At 68.2% G+C, this 15,013-nt stretch carries 11 protein-coding genes; 6 read left to right on the top strand and 5 right to left on the bottom strand.

Features of this window, described 5'->3' with window-relative positions; translation table 11 throughout:
* Positions 1–218: 218 nt before the first annotated feature.
* Positions 219–1,022, bottom strand: a complete 804-nt coding sequence (locus tag ACQP2T_RS52895; protein ID WP_433512365.1) for a helix-turn-helix transcriptional regulator — start codon at positions 1,020–1,022, stop codon at positions 219–221.
* A 98-nt stretch (positions 1,023–1,120) separates the two neighbouring features.
* On the opposite strand from ACQP2T_RS52895, the gene ACQP2T_RS52900 reads away from it, so the two are divergent.
* Positions 1,121–1,945, top strand: a complete 825-nt coding sequence (locus tag ACQP2T_RS52900; protein ID WP_433512366.1) for an NAD(P)H-binding protein — start codon at positions 1,121–1,123, stop codon at positions 1,943–1,945.
* 263 nt (positions 1,946–2,208) lie between these two features.
* Here the strand turns inward: ACQP2T_RS52900 and ACQP2T_RS52905 are convergent, their stop codons facing one another.
* The 4 genes from ACQP2T_RS52905 to ACQP2T_RS52920 all read right to left on the bottom strand — a co-directional run bounded on the left by ACQP2T_RS52905 (position 2,209) and on the right by ACQP2T_RS52920 (position 8,926).
* Positions 2,209–7,080 (bottom strand): NAD-glutamate dehydrogenase, encoded by a 4,872-nt coding sequence (locus tag ACQP2T_RS52905; RefSeq protein ID WP_433512367.1) that lies wholly within the window; start codon positions 7,078–7,080, stop codon positions 2,209–2,211.
* Between the two features lie 38 nt (positions 7,081–7,118).
* The gene (locus tag ACQP2T_RS52910) at positions 7,119–7,922 is read right to left on the bottom strand and encodes a tryptophan 2,3-dioxygenase (RefSeq protein ID WP_433512368.1); all 804 of its coding nucleotides are present in this window, start codon (positions 7,920–7,922) and stop codon (positions 7,119–7,121) included.
* 84 nt (positions 7,923–8,006) lie between these two features.
* Positions 8,007–8,204, bottom strand: coding sequence for a zf-HC2 domain-containing protein (locus ACQP2T_RS52915; RefSeq protein ID WP_225295840.1), 198 nt, complete (start codon positions 8,202–8,204; stop codon positions 8,007–8,009).
* Positions 8,204–8,926 carry a sigma-70 family RNA polymerase sigma factor gene (locus ACQP2T_RS52920; protein WP_433512369.1) on the bottom strand — a complete coding sequence of 241 codons (723 nt, stop codon included), beginning with the start codon at positions 8,924–8,926 and terminating at the stop codon, positions 8,204–8,206. The genes ACQP2T_RS52915 and ACQP2T_RS52920 overlap by 1 nt, the downstream gene beginning before the upstream one ends.
* On the opposite strand from ACQP2T_RS52920, the gene ACQP2T_RS52925 reads away from it, so the two are divergent.
* The 5 genes from ACQP2T_RS52925 to ACQP2T_RS52945 all read left to right on the top strand — a co-directional run bounded on the left by ACQP2T_RS52925 (position 8,898) and on the right by ACQP2T_RS52945 (position 14,988).
* On the top strand, positions 8,898–9,509 hold the full coding sequence (locus ACQP2T_RS52925; protein ID WP_433512370.1) for a DUF4142 domain-containing protein: 612 nt from the start codon (positions 8,898–8,900) through the stop codon (positions 9,507–9,509). The genes ACQP2T_RS52920 and ACQP2T_RS52925 overlap by 29 nt on opposite strands.
* Positions 9,509–11,011, top strand: a complete 1,503-nt coding sequence (locus ACQP2T_RS52930) for a DUF1996 domain-containing protein (protein WP_433512371.1) — start codon at positions 9,509–9,511, stop codon at positions 11,009–11,011. Before ACQP2T_RS52925 ends, ACQP2T_RS52930 begins: the two co-directional genes overlap by 1 nt.
* Before the next feature lie 54 nt (positions 11,012–11,065).
* Complete coding sequence (locus tag ACQP2T_RS52935; protein ID WP_433512372.1) at positions 11,066–11,845, top strand: hypothetical protein; 780 nt, start codon at positions 11,066–11,068, stop codon at positions 11,843–11,845.
* Between the two features lie 55 nt (positions 11,846–11,900).
* The gene (locus ACQP2T_RS52940) at positions 11,901–13,376 is read left to right on the top strand and encodes an NADH-ubiquinone oxidoreductase-F iron-sulfur binding region domain-containing protein (protein WP_433512373.1); all 1,476 of its coding nucleotides are present in this window, start codon (positions 11,901–11,903) and stop codon (positions 13,374–13,376) included.
* 175 nt (positions 13,377–13,551) lie between these two features.
* Complete coding sequence (locus ACQP2T_RS52945) at positions 13,552–14,988, top strand: FAD-binding protein (protein ID WP_433512374.1); 1,437 nt, start codon at positions 13,552–13,554, stop codon at positions 14,986–14,988.
* Positions 14,989–15,013 lie beyond the last annotated feature (25 nt).

Raw genomic sequence — 15,013 nt, forward strand, 5'->3', positions numbered from 1 at the left:
TTGGCCCCGGCCTTGGTCGTCCCTGACCCACCGCACAGAGCCGGGACACGCTGCCCCCGTGGAGGTGGCTTGGCGCCGTTACGTGCGTCTTCTTCGCCTCGGCCCTGGTCGTCCTGGCCCGCCGCACACGCCGAGCCCGTCCAGGGACATGCTCCTCCGGTGATGCGCGGCCGACCGCCGTACGTGCGTGCTCTGGGCCGTGGCCGGTCGAGCCCTGCCTATGCCCAGGTCTCCCGCAGGCGCCTGAGGGCCTCGTGGGAGGGCGTGCCGGGAGCGGCTGTGTAGAGGACCAGGCGTTGGTCCGCGCCGGCTATGGGGAGGAAGTCGCAGTCGAGTTCCATAGGGCCGACAACGGGGTGTGTCATGTGTTTCGTCAGGGTTCGCTGGATTTCGATGTCGCGAGCCGCCCACAACGTGGCGAACAGGGGGCTGGTCTCCTTCAGGTCGTCGACCAGAGCGCTGATGGCGGCATCAGCCGGATAGCGGCCGGTGGCTCGGAGATCGGCCACGCACTTGCGGGCGAGTTGGAGCTTGTCGGCCGGCGTGGCCTGATTGCCGAAGAGCCAGCGCAGTGTGTTGCGTTCTCGGGATGGCGTATCTGACAGGTCGCCGATCAGGGCGACCAGCATGCGGTTCCAGGCGAGTACGTCGTAGCCGGCGTTGATCACCATGGCCGGGACGTCAGTGAGGCGGTCCAGCAAGCGCCGTACGTTGGCGGGCACCTCGCGTGCGGGCTCGGCGCGGGCCGGGGAGTGGTCGGCCAACCGGAGCAGGTAGTCGCGCTCGTCGGCCGTCAGCCGCAGTGTCCGGCCGAGCGCGGTGAGGACCTGGTCCGACGGGTGCGGGCCGCGGCCCTGTTCCAGCCTGATGTAGTAGTCGACGGAGATGCCCGCCAGCAGCGCGACCTCCTCGCGGCGCAGCCCGGGGGTCTGCCGGCGCGGGCCGGGCGCCAGCCCCACCTCCGCGGGCTGGATCCGGCTCCTCCGGCTACGCAGAAAGCCGCCGAGTTCCTCCCTGTTCATCCCAACCATGATGACCCAGCCCATTCGGGCCTGGTACCGCGAGTCCCAGCCCTGGTGGTGCCTACCCGCCCGGTACGCCCCCGGACCAGCATGTCCGCATGACGATCCTGGTAACCGGGGCCCGTGGACACGTGGCCCGGAGTCTCATACGGCAACTCCTGGCGGCCGGCGAGCAGGTCCGCGCCGCCAGCAAGGATCCCGCCGCCACCCACCTGCCCACCGGCGTGGACGTGGTCGACGCGGGCAGTGCGGCACTCGCGCTGGACGGCGTCGACCGGATGTTCCTCTATGCCGACCGGCAAGGGCTGGACGCCTTCCTGGCGAAGGCCCGCGGGGCCGGAGTGCGCCACGTCGTCCTCCTGTCGGCCGCTCTGGCGGATCCTGCGGCCACGGACGCGATCGCCCGCATGCACGGCGTGGCGGAAGCGTCGGTGACCGCCTCAGGGCTCTCCTGGACCGCCCTGCGCCCTGGCGCCTTCGCCACCAACACTCTCGGATGGGCGCCGGAGATCATCGCGGCAGGCAGGGTCACCAGTCCGTTCCCTGACACCCACTCGGCTCCCATCCACGAAGCCGACATAGCCGAAATCGCACTGAAAGCGCTGACAGAAGATGGCCACGAGAATGCCGTCTACAAGTTGACCGGCCCCGATTCCCTCACCCAACGCGACCAGATGAACACGATAGCGCGAGTGATCGGCAAGCCGATCGAGTGGCACTTACAGGACTTGGAAGCCCACCGCCAGGCTTTGTCCCGCTGGGGCTCACCGGAAATCGTGGAGTCACTCCTCCAAAACTCCATAGCGGCAACGAACACCCCAGAAACGCCATCAACCACATTCGCCGACCTAACCGGCAAACCCCCAAGAACATTCGCCCAATGGTCAGAAGACCACAAGCACGCCTTCACAGCCACAAACTAGCCAGAGGTGGTCGAGGGCCAACACACAACCGCGGCCGGGACCAAGAACGCACACGTAACGGCGCCAAGCCACCTCCACGGGAGCAGCGTGTCCCGGCTCTGTGCGGCGGGTCAGGGACGACCAAGGCCGGGGCCAAGAATGCGCACGTAACGGCGCCAAGCCACCTCCACCGGAGGAGCGTGCCCCTGGACAGGCCCCAGCGCCGTATGGCGACTGGGGCCCACCGGGCTTGCCGTAAAAGAAAGAAAAGGATCTTAAAGCGATCAGCCCTCCGTGTGGGGAAGGCTGCTTGAGGCGACGAGTGTACGGATCGCGCGGAGGGCCACGGACAGCGTCGCCAGGTCGAAGTTGTCGCTTTCCCAGATCTCCGAGAGCGTCTGACGGGCCCTGTGGACCGCCGCCGAGTTCGCCTCCGTCCAGCGGGCCAGGCGCTCCTCCGGAGACAGCCCAGGCGTGCTGTGGGCCAGCACATCGCGGGTCAGCGAGGCGTGGGCCGCGTACAGGTCGTCCCTGAGTGCCGCCCGCGCCATCGAGTTCCAGCGGTTGTCACGCGGCAGCGCGATCACCCGCTCCCTGAGGAGGGCCAGCTGGAGGCGGTCGGCGAGGTCGAAGTACACCTCCGCCGCCTCGTTGACCGGACGTCCCGTGAGCGACGAGATCTCCACCAGGTCGAACGTCGAATAGGCGGGCACCATGGCCGCCACCCGCTCCGCCAGCTCCAGCGGCACGCCGCGGGCCGCGAAGGAGTCGCGGCGCTCCTCGAAGGCCGCCAGGTCGGGCCCGGCGAGCAGCTTCGGGATGTGGGCGAGCAGGCCGTTCACGCCCTTGACGAAGAAGCTCACCGACCCGGCCAGGTCGAGCGGCGGGCGGCGGTTGCCGAGCAGCCAGCGCGTGCCGCGCTCGGCCAGTTTCCTGGCCTCCAGCAGCATCGCGATCTGGATCGACGTGTCGGCCTTGTTGTCCAGCGCTTCCACCGCGCGGTGGAAGCTGGCCAGGTCGAACACCTCGCGGGCGACGAGGTAGGCGCGGACGATGTCGGGCGTCGAGGCGCCGGTCTCCTCGCTGAAGCGGAACATGAACGTGGTGCCCATCGAGTTGACCAGCTCGTTCACCACCGTGGTGGTGATGATCTCGCGGCGCAGCGGGTGGGCGTCCATGTACGGCCGGAACCGCTCGCGCAGCGCCGACGGGAAGTACGACACCAGCCACGAGGCCAGGTAGGGGTCGTCGGGCAGGTCGGAGGCGAGCAGTTCGGCGTCGGCCACCAGCTTGGTGTAGGCCAGCAGCACCGAGAACTCGGGCGCCGTCAGACCCAGCCGGGCCTGGCGGCGTTCGGCCAGGATCTTGTCGGAGGGCAGGAACTCCAGCTCCCGGTTGACCAGCCCGTCACGCTCCAGGCGCCGCAGGTAGCGGGAGTGGATGTGGAGCATCTCGGGGGCCTGGGCGCGGGTCGCGGCCAGCACCACGTTCTGGGCGTAGTTGTCGCGCAGCACCAGGTCGGCGACCTCGTCGGTCATCGAGGTGAAGACCTGGTTGCGCTGCTTGTCGGTCAGCTCGCCGTCGCGGACGACCTGGTCGAGCAGGATCTTGATGTTCACCTCGTGGTCGGAGGTGTCGACCCCGGCCGAGTTGTCGATGAAGTCGGTGTTGACCAGCCCGCCGCCGCGCGCGAACTCGATGCGGGCCAGCTGGGTGAACCCCAGGTTGCCGCCCTCGCCGATGACCTTGCAGCGCAGGTCTCCGGCGTCGACCCGGAGCGAGTCGTTGGCCTTGTCGCCCACGTCGGCGTTGGACTCGGTGCCCGCCTTGACGTAGGTGCCGATGCCGCCGTTCCACAGCAGGTCCACGGGGGCCCGGAGAATGGCGCTGATCAGGTCGTTCGGCGCCATCGAGGTGATCGCCGCGGGGATGGAGAGCGCCTCGCGGATCTGCGGCGTGATCTTGATGGACTTGGCCGTACGCGGGTAGACGCCGCCGCCCGCCGAGATCAGCTCGGTGTCGTAGTCCGCCCAGGAGCTGCGGGGCAGGTCGAAGAGCCGTTGCCGCTCGGCGAAGCTGCGGGCGGTGTCGGGATCGGGGTCGATGAAGATGTGCCGGTGATCGAAGGCGGCCACCAGCCGGATGTGCCGGGACAGCAGCATGCCGTTGCCGAACACGTCGCCCGACATGTCGCCGACGCCTGCCACGGTGAAGTCGGTGGTCTGTATGTCGGTCCCGATGGTGCGGAAGTGGTACTTGACCGACTCCCAGGCGCCGCGCGCGGTGATGCCCATCGCCTTGTGGTCGTAGCCGATCGAGCCGCCGGAGGCGAAGGCGTCGCCGAGCCAGAAGCCGTACTCCTTGGCCACGCCGTTGGCGATGTCGGAGAAGGTCGCGGTGCCCTTGTCGGCGGCGACCACCAGGTAGGGGTCGTCGCCGTCGTGCCTGACCACGTCCGGCGGGGGCACCACCTTGCCGTCGACCAGGTTGTCGGTGACGTCGAGCAGCCCGGAGATGAACATCCGGTAGCAGGCCACGCCCTCGGCGAGCTGCTCTTCGCGCCCTCCGCCCACCGGCGGACGCTTCACGACAAATCCGCCCTTGGACCCAGTGGGCACGATAACGGTATTTTTCACCATCTGGGCTTTGACCAGCCCGAGGATCTCGGTCCGGAAGTCCTCCATCCGGTCCGACCACCGCAACCCGCCTCTGGCCACCTTGCCGAAACGCAGGTGCATGCCCTCGACCCGGGCCGAGTAGACGAAGATCTCGTACTTCGGCCGCGGCAGCGGCAGCACGCTGATCGCCTGCGGGTCGAACTTCAGCGAGATGTACGGCTTGCGGCGCCCGCCGACGGTCTGGAAGTAGTTGGTACGCAGCGTCGCCTGGATCATCTCCAGGTACGCCCGCAGGATCCGGTCCTCGTCGAGCGAGGCGACCTCGTCGAGCGCGCCCAGGATCTCCTCGTTGAGCGCGTCGGCCAGGTCGGTCCGCACGTCGTCGCCGCGCCGGGGGTCGAGCCGCGCCTCGAACAACCGCACCAGCAGCCGGGCCAGCCGCACGTTGCCCGTCAGCACCCGCTCCATGTAGCGCTGGGAGAAGGCGGAGCCCGCCTGGCGCAGGTATTGGGCGTAGACGCGCAGGATCTCGACCTGTTCCCAGGTCAGTCCGGCCCGCAGGACGAGGGCGTTGAAGTTGTCGGCCTGGACCTCGCCCTTCCACAGCGCGATGAGGCCGTCCTGGAAGAGCCGCTTGAAGTCCTTCTTGTCGACCTCGTCGTTCGGCGTGTAGCGCAGGCCGAAGTCGTAGATCCAGGCGTTCTTGGTGGCGGGGTCGTTGTCCCTGTCGATCTCGTACGGCCGCTCGTCCACGACCTCGACACCGAGCCGCTGGATCAGCGGGAGCGCCCGCGACAGCGAGATGGGCGAGCCCAGCTTGTAGATCTTCAGCCGCCGCTCGCCCTCGGCCGCGTCGTACGGCTCGTAGAGGTTGAGGCCGATCTCGTTCTCGTCGGCGCCGACCAGCTCCTCCAGACGGCGCAGGTCCACCACGGCCATCTCCGGAGGGAAGTCGGCCTTGTAGCCCTCGGGGAAGGCCGACTGGTAGCGCCTGGTCAGCTTGGGGGCCTCCGCCTCGGAGGTCTGCTCCGCCAGCGCCGTGGCCAGGTCGTCCTCCCACGACCGGGTGATCGCGGCCAGCCGCGACTCCAGCTCCTGCACGTCGACGCCCGGCGACGGCAGCTGCCTGCCGCGCTCGCCGCGGATGACCACGTGCAGCCGGGCCAGCGCGGACTCGCCGATCATCGCGCTGTAGTCGAGCGACTTGCCGCCCAGCGCCTTGAGCAGCAGCTCCTGCATCCGGTAGCGCACCTGCGTGGTGTAGCGGTCGCGCGGCAGGTAGATCAGGCAGGAGATGTAGCGGCCGTAGTCGTCGCGGCGCAGGAACAGCTTGACCTGCTTGCGCTCACGCAGCCGCAGCACGCCGAGCGCGATCGGCAGCAGCTGGTCGAGCGAGGTCTGGAAGAGCTCATCACGCGGGAAGGTCTCCAGGATCTCGATCAGGTCCTTGCCGTCGTGGCTGTCGGGGGCCAGCCCGGCCTGCTCCAGCACGTCGGCGAGCTTGCGCCTGAGCACCGGGATCCTGGAGATCGACTCGCTGTAGGCCACGTGCGTGAACAGGCCGAGGAAGCGGCGCTCGCCGATCACCTCGCCCTCCGGCGAGAACAGCTTCACCCCGATGTAGTCGAGGTAGGCCGCGCGGTGCACGGTCGCCCGGGAGTTGGCCTTGGTGATGATCAGCAGCTGCTTCTCGCGCGCCTTGGCGCGTACCTCGGGGGGCAGCACGGAGAAGCTCTCCGAGCCGATCTTGTCGTCGCGCAGGATGCCCAGCGCCGCGCCGGGCAGCGCGCGCAGCGCGTCGCCCTCGTCGGTCTGCTCCAGGCGGTATTCGCGGTAGCCGAGGAAGGTGAAGTGCCCGTCGGCGAGCCAGCGCAGCAGGTCGAGACTGTCCTCGACCTCCGCGGGCTCCAGCGGCGGCGGGTTCAGCGTGAGGTCCTCGGCGGTCTGTACGGCCACCCCCCGCATCTTCCTGAAGTCCTCGACCGCCTGACGTACGTCGGACAGGACCCGCTGAAGGTCGGCCTCCAACTGCCCGAGCACCTCGGGGTCGGTCTGCCGGTCGATCTCGAAGTGCATCCAGGACTCGACCAGCATCTGGCCGGTGACGTCCTCCTGGCCCCGGCCGAGCATCTTGCCGGTCATGTCACGGCGTACCCGCATCTGCGGGTGGACCACCAGGTAGGTGTTGATGTCATGCCTGGCGAGCTCCATCGTCACCGAGTCGACCAGGAAGGACATGTCGTCGGTGACCACCTCCACCACGGAGTGTCCCGGGTCCCAGCCGTTCTCCTCGAGAGTCGGCGTGTAGACGCGGACCATGGCCCGGCCCTGGGGGCGTACCTCGGCCAGCTGCTTCTGCGACATCGCCGGGCCGTAGACGTCAATGGGGCTGCGGTCGAGCAGGTCCTCCGGCGCGATGTGCCGGTAGTAGACGCGTAGGAAGGCCAGCGCGTCCTCGGGGCTCACATGGTCGCTGCTCACCGCGCATCGTTGCGCGGCTCGCTGGAGCAGCTCATCCTTGGCCTCGTCGAGCGGCATTTCGCTCTCACTCCTTTGTGAGGGTTCGCCATGGCTTGTCATAGCCAGGCCCTTAGTTCCCACAACAGTGGGAAGTAGTGCAGGCGGGTCCTGCCTCGCAGGTAGGGGGCTCCCGTCGAGCCGCCGGTGCCCGATTTGGTGCCGATCTGCCGTTCGACCATCTGCACGTGGCGGGTCCGCCACTGGGCGGCGGTCTCGTCGTGGGTCAGCAGATCTTCGGCCAGTTGCCACAGGTCGTCGTACGACCCGCGGTCCCTCGCCACGGCCAGCAGCGTGCCCATGATCTCGTCGTCGGAGACCGGCAGCCCACGCTGGGAAAGGGCGGTGAGATAAGCATCCCACAGTGTCGGCTCGTCGAGCCGGCGGCGCAGCCTGGTGAGCTCGGCGTCGTCGGCGTCCCTGAGCCGGCCGAGGTAGCTCGGATCCTTCAGCCCCGACAGGAACTCCAGCTCGCGGAACTGCACCGACTGGAAGCCGCTCGCCGGGGCGAGCCTGGCCCGAAACTCCAGAAAGTCCTGGGGCGTCATCGTCTCCAGCACGTCGACCTGCTCGATCAGCACCCGCTCCACCGCGTGCACCCGCTGGAACACGTGCCTGGCCTGCCAGAGCTCACCCTTGAACATGGCCTCGCGGCCGGCCTCCAGCTCGTGCAGCAGCAGCTTGAACCAGAGCTCGTAGACCTGGTGGATGGTGATGAACAGCAGCTCGTCAGGCGCCTCGGACTGAGGCCGTTGCTGGTCGAGCAATTCGGGCAGGCGAAGGTAGCCACCATAGGAGAGCCGGCCGCCCTCCTCGCCGAATCGCCTGTCAGGAGGCACGGCCGCATCACCGTCGATGCCCACCGAACACCTCCCCAAGCCGCCCGGTCTACTCGACCGGGCGTATGCGCCTCGCCGTACCGATATCACCCGAAAAGGGGAAAAAGGTCAACGTGACATCGACATCGGCGGGTCGTCCTCAGCGGCTGAGGGCAGGTGTTTGAGCTCGTCGAGCCGGCTTGGAATCTCGGCCATGTCCTGGAGCTCCGCCTGGCACCTTGCGCATGTGTCGAGGTGGCGCTCGAACTCCTCTAGTTCCTCTTCGTCGAGGACACCGAGGACGTAGGCGGCCACCCCTTCATGCATTACCCGGCTACCCCCTTGTCCTGCAGAAGCACACGGAGAGCCCGGATCCCGTAGTAGAGCCTGGACTTCACCGTGCCCGGCGGAATCCCCAGAATCTCCGCCGCTTCACTTATCGTACGGTCCCGAAGGTAGGTCTGCTCAATGACTTCCCGGTGTTCGTCTGACAGGCTCCGCAGCGCGTCAGCGACCACCATGGCCGAGAGCGCCCGCTCCGAGCCGTCAGGGACCGCCAGCATGTCGACTTCCGGCGGCTCGACCTCGTGAGGCCGAACGCTCTTACGCCGGCGACCGTCGATGACGATACGGCGGGCCACTGTCAGTAGCCATGCCCAGATGAGGCTGGGCTCCCATTGCAGTCTTGCCGAGTGACGCCAGGCTCTTACGATCGTCTCTTGAACGACGTCTTCGGCCCATTGAAGATCGTTCCCGGTCGACTTGCGTACGTGGCGCAGCAGAGGGCCACCGAACTCCTGGTAGAGCACCGCGATGCGGTGTTCCGCCTCGGTGTCCGCGCTCTCTAAGCTGCCGGCGAGATGACCTAGCACGGGGCACATCTTTACACCTTCGTTATCACTCCGGTAGTCACTCCGATAACTCCAGTCATTTCTGACTATTTGGACCCCATGAGTGAACCGGTCCCCGAAGGCCCGCGTACCTCCGATCATGCACAGGCTTTTGCGCGGCGAACTGCTCATGTTCGGCGGCTTCGCAGTGGCTGCCACGGTCACGATCCTGCTGGTCCTGCCACCAGGAAGCTTCGCAGGATCCACTCAGTACACGCAGTCGGCCGCCGGTCCTCTCGGGCCGGCAGACCGCGACCTGCTAGTCAGAGTACGCCAGGCGGGCCTCTGGGAGATTCCTGTTGGCCAATGGGCCCAGACACGCGCTGAGTCAGCGAGCGTGAAGGAGACCGGGAAGCAGTTGGTCTCCGATCACACGAAGCTGGACGAGGCGACTCGCGCGCTCGCCGCGAAACTCGGCGTGCCCATCCCAGACGTCGCCAACGCCGATCAGCAGAGCTGGATGGCCCAGCTGTCCGCGGAGAAGGGTCCCGCCTTCGACAAGGACTTCGCCAACCTGTTGCGTGCCGCGCACGGCAAGGTCTTCGCCGTCGTGGCGGATGTGCGGGCGGGGACCCGCAACAGCGAGATCAGGAAGTTCGCCAACACCGCCAACACGGTGGTGCTGAAGCACATGACGCTGCTCGAAGGCACTGGCCTGGTCGACTTCGGTGAACTTCCCGACCCCCCCACGCCCTCACCGGTTCCACCCGTCGCAACGGCGGTCGAAACGAGGAGACAGTAATGAGGAGATCCAGACGCACGGCCGCGGCCGTGTCCGCCCTGGCCGTGCTGGCCAGCGGCCTGGTGTCCGCGGCCGTGATCGGCGTCGGTCCGGCGCTTGCGGACCATTGCGATCCGGCACAGCAGGGCAAGCCGTCTCAATCACCGACGCAACAGAGGCGACAGCAGCAGGACAACAACCAGGACCAGCAACAGCAGCAGGACCAGGGCCAGCAGGACAACAACCAGGACCAGCAGCAGCAGGACCAGCAGGGTCAGCAGGACCAGGGCCAGCAGCAGCAGCAGGACCAGCAGGGTCAGCAGCAGCAGGACCAGGGGCAGCAACAGCAGCAGGGTCAGCAGCAGCAGCAAGGCGGCGGAGCCCTCTTGGCCGCGCCGACCCCGGAGCCGGGAACGCAGGACACCGGTAACGGCCAGGACCAGCAGAACAACAACCAGCAGAACAACAACCAGGACCAGCAGCAGGACCAGCAGGGCCAGCAGCAGCAGGACCAGGGCCAGCAGCAGCAACAGGACCAGGGTCAGCAGCAGCAGTTCCGCCGCCGGGGCAACAACAACAACAACCAGAACCCGACGAAGAGCCCGTCCGCGTCCCCCTCCCCCACCGATGGCGACCACGACGAGGGCGAGTGCGCCGACCTCGGCCCGTTCGTCCAGGACTTCGTCGACATCCGCCAGGTCGGCCGCGGCCAGCTCGACAACTTCCAAATCGGTAGGAACGGCTCCAGGGGCACCTTCGTCTCCGCTTGTGGGACGAACGGCAACAAGCACAACAACCCCGACAACTTCATCGTCGCTCCGGGCGTGAGCAACGGAGCTCACCACCTGCACGACTACGTGGGCAACCTGACCACGGACGGGTTCTCGACGGACCAGAGTCTCGCCGCGGGAGGCACCACCTGCCGGTTCGGCGACAAGTCGACCTACTTCTGGCCGGTGCTCCGCGACCGCAAGGTGGACGTCAACACCAACGACCAGGACGGCAACGTCGGCCAGGTCCTGCGGGCCCGCCAGGTGACTCTGCAGTTCCGCGGCAACGGCTCGTCCAAGGTGGTCGCGATGCCGAGGTTCCTGAGGATCATCACCGGTGACGCCAAGGCGGCCACGAACGGCGGAGCGAACGCGAAGGCCGCGTGGACGTGTACCGGCTTCCAGAACCGCATCACTAATAACAAATATCCACTCTGCCCACGCGGCAGCCAAGTCGTCCGTATTCTAGACTTCCCAAGCTGCTGGGACGGACAGAACACCGACAGCGCCAACCACCGCACGCACATAGTGTTCCCGGGTCAGGGTGGCGCCTGCCCGCAGGGAACGAAGGCCGTCCCACAGCTGCGTATGTCCCTCACGTACTCGGTTCCACAGGGACCGTCCTTCGCCGTGGACGCGTTCCCTGAGCAGAAGCACAATCCGGTGACCGATCACGCAGACTTCGCCAACGTGATGTCTGACCAGCTCATGAGGTTCGTGGTCAACTGCATCAACAGCGGACGTCGTTGCTGACGTAGATCGGCCCTCCCGAGTCGCACCCTCAATCGACGACCATGGAGGGAATCGATGCTCCACAGAAGACTGCCCCGGCACGCTCCGAGCAAGCTGGACTCCAGGTGGGTCCGGTTCGGAGTAAGCGCCATGCTCGCCGCGTTGGTCCTGGCGGGGTTCGCCCTGACCAGGACCGACAGCGGGATCTCAGTACTCGGGCAAGGGGTGGGTTTCCTCGAGTTCTACGCGGGCGTGTTCGCCCTGGTGCTGCTGAGCGCGACGGTCGGGCTCGGCCTGCTCACCACCGAACGCGTCTTCCTGTCCCCGTCCAACAGGGTCAGGGCACAGCTGGCACACCGGGCCACAGCGATGATCGGGATGGCCTACCTGGTCACGCACATCACCCTCATGGTCAGTCTGGGGCATGTCCCACTGGCCGCGACAGTGGTCCCAATTGCCGGTATCTATGTGGGATTCGGCGCTGTAGCCTTCGACATGATGGTGATCATCGTTGTGTCGGGAATGGTCCGAGGACGGTTCGCGGTGACGGCCAAGCCATGGATTTGGCGGACGCTCCACGCCACCGCGTACCTGTCCTGGCCTGTGGCCATCATGCATGGCCTGACGGCGGGCCGCCCTCCGGCGCCCTGGGTGGCGTGGTCCTACATCGCCTGCCTCGCGGCGGTCGGTGGGGCGTTGCTCGTCCGAGTGCTCGCCACCACGCTCAGGCCGGCACTCCAGCCGGAATGGGTGAAGACGATGGAGGTCGACACCTCACCGGTCGAGCGGCCGGTGGACGTCAACGCGCCGGTTAGCCTCGACGCGGCGCGCAGGAAGTACCGGGAGGCGGGATGAGACCGCACAGGAATGCCCAGGAGGCGCCAGAGTGATCCCGCATAGAGTCCCACGCGTGTTACGCGTGGGCCCGGCCCGGCTGACCGCCGGGCTGGAGCACACCAGGCGGATCGATCTGCCGGCGCACCGGACGCTTCACGGCGAGCCGGTGTTGCGCGATATCGAGACGCTGATCGCCCAGGTGAACGAGGTCGACATGCGCGGCCGAGGCGGAGCGGCGTTCCCCGTCGGCCGCAAGCTGCGCGCCGTCGCCGACGCCGCCGGGGCACGCGAGAGTGTCGTGCTGGTCAACGGCTCGGAGGGCGAGCCGGCCAGCTTCAAGGACACCATGATGCTCATCCGCAACCCGCACCTCGTGCTCGACGGAGCGGTCCTCGCCGCCGAGGCCCTGCACGCGCGCGAGGTCGTCGTGGCGATCGGGTCCGGCGGCGAGGTGGCCGAGTCATCGGTCTCCGCGGCCGTGGCCGAGCGCCGCGCCGCCAATGTGGCGGGCGGCCAGGAGAGCCACGTGAAGATCCGGGTGGTCGGCCTGGAGGAGCGGTTCATCTCGGGCGAGGGCGGCGCGCTGGTACGCGGCGTGAACGGCGACGTGGCCATCCCCAACGGCCGCAAGAAGCGCGCCGCCGAGAGCGGCGTGGACGGCCTGCCCACGCTGCTGTCGAACACGGAGACCTTCGCCCAGCTCGCCCTGCTCGCCGAGTTCGGCCCCGAAGGGTACGCCGAGTACGGCACCGCCAAGGAACCCGGCACCGTCCTGCTCAGCGTGAGCGGCGGCGCCACCAACCCCGCCGTCGTGGAAGCGCCCACGGGCACCCCGCTGATCGACGTCCTCGACATGTGCGAGGCGGAGATCGGCGACGGCGTCCTCATGGGCGGTTACCACGGCGCCTGGATGAGCTACGAGAACGCCCTCTCCGCGGTGATCTCGCGCGAAGGCATGAAGAAGATGGGCAGCGAGCTGGGTGCCGGGATCATCGTCCCGCTCGGCGACTCGACCTGCCCGCTCGGCGAGACCACCCGGGTGGCGGCCTACCTCGCTGCCCAGTCCTCGGGCCAGTGCGGCCCCTGCCGCCTCGGGCTGCCCGACGTGGCGCGGGCACTGCTCGCGCTGGTCGAGGGCACCGGGTCCACGGACGCGGTACGCCGCACCGTACGCGCCGTCGAGCGCAGAGGCGCCTGCTTCCACCCCGACGGCACCGCCAGGTTCGTCCTCTCCTCCCTGGACGCATTCGAGAGCGACATCGCCCTTCACCTGGAGTACGGCTCCTGCGGCCGGCCGGTCCGCGGCGTGCTGCCCCTCCCGGAGCAGGAGGACCAGCCCGAGTATCGCCTGGACGTGGACTGGACCCGTTGCGAAGGCCATGGCCTGTGCGCGCACCTGCTGCCGGAATTCGTGCAACTGGACGAATACGGCTTCCCGACCTTCAAGACCGTGCCGGGCTGGATGGCGAAGGAAGCGCGTCGGGCCGTCGACATGTGCCCCGCGCTGGCCCTGCGCCTCAATGAGTCCATAGCGGTACGGGCGGGTTAATCCCCAGCGGTAGGGGTGGGCTAAGCCCCCGGTCCGTCCGCCTGAGCGCGCTCAGACGGACGGACCGGGCTCGTCCGGTACTGGCCTGGCCCCTCCGGTTATGCATTTGTGACCAACCTGGCGGCTTCCGTGGTCGTCTCACCGATCGGTTCACCACGATCACCAGGAGACGACCATGGACCGCCGCGACTTCCTCCGCGCCGCCACGCTGGCACCGGTACTGGGGCTGGTCTCCGTACCGCCCGCGCTCGCCTCCTCCGCCCCCGACTGGCCGGGGTTACGCCGCCGCCTCACCGGCAAGCTGGTCCTGCCGTCCGACGCGGGGTACGGCGCGGCGCGACGGCTGTTCAATCCCGCCTTCGACAGCATCAGGCCGGGCGGCGTCGCCTATTGCGCGACCCCGGCGGACGTCTCCGCGTGCTTGTCCTTCGTCCGCGCGAACCGCCTGCCCGTCACCGCCCGCTCGGGCGGCCACTCCTACGCGGGCTGGTCCACCGGCACCGGCCTGGTGATCGACGTCTCCCGGATGAACTCCGTCAGTTACGCGGCCGGCCGCGCCACCGTCGGCGCCGGGGCCAAGCTGGTCGACGTCTACGACAAGCTGGCCCGCCACGGCGTGAGCATCCCCGCCGGTTCGTGCCCCACGGTCGGGGTGAGCGGCCTGGCGCTGGGCGGCGGGATCGGCGTGGTCTCCAGGAAGTACGGCCTGACCTGCGACACGCTCGAGTCCGTACGGATCGTCACGGCCGACGGCCGCCTCCTGACCTGCGACGCCGACCACCACCCCGACCTCTACTGGGCGTGCAGGGGCGGTGGCGGCGGCAACTTCGGCGTGGCGGTGTCCTTCACCTTCCGCACGCACAAGACCCGCGACACCACCGTGTTCTTCCTGCACTGGCCGTGGGCCAAGGCCGAGGCGGCGGTCAAGGCCTGGCAGTCCTGGGCGCCCACCGCGCCGGACGAGCTGTGGTCCACGCTGCACCTGACGCGCAACAACGGGCTGGACGTGCAGATCGGTGGCACGTACCTGGGCGGGAAGGCGGCGCTCGACCGCCTCCTGGCGCCGCTCGTCGCCCAGATCGGCCGCCCCTCCTCCCGCTACGCCTCCACGACGTCCTACGGGCACGCCATGATGGTCATGGCGGGCTGCTCCTCGCTCTCGGTCGCGCAGTGCCACCTACCTGGCCAGACCGCCGCGGGCCGCCTCAGCAGGGACACTTTCGCCGCCAAGTCGCATCTGGCGTACCAGAAGCTGTCGGCGGCCGGTGTCAAGGCGCTGGTCGCCGGGGTGGCCCGGGCCGGGGAGCACACCGTGCAACTGGACGCGCTGGGCGGCGCGGTCGCCCGGGTCCGCCCGGACGCCACCGCCTTCCCGCACCGGGCGGCGCTGTTCGGCGTCCAGTACTACTCGAAGGGCACCGGCCGGGCCTGGCTGCGCGGCATCCACAGCGACATGCGGGCACATCTGGGCGATCACGCGTACGTGAACTACATCGACCCGGACCTGACCGACTGGCGGACCGCCTACTACGGAGCCAACGCGCCACGCTTGGCCGCCGTGAAGGCCGCCTACGATCCCGGCCGGGTCTTCCACCTGCCCCAAGGTGTGTAAATCGGTCGCCGGGCCGGGCTGTGAG

This window comes from Nonomuraea sp. CA-143628 (assembly GCF_050942315.1).
Taxonomy (GTDB): domain Bacteria; phylum Actinomycetota; class Actinomycetes; order Streptosporangiales; family Streptosporangiaceae; genus Nonomuraea.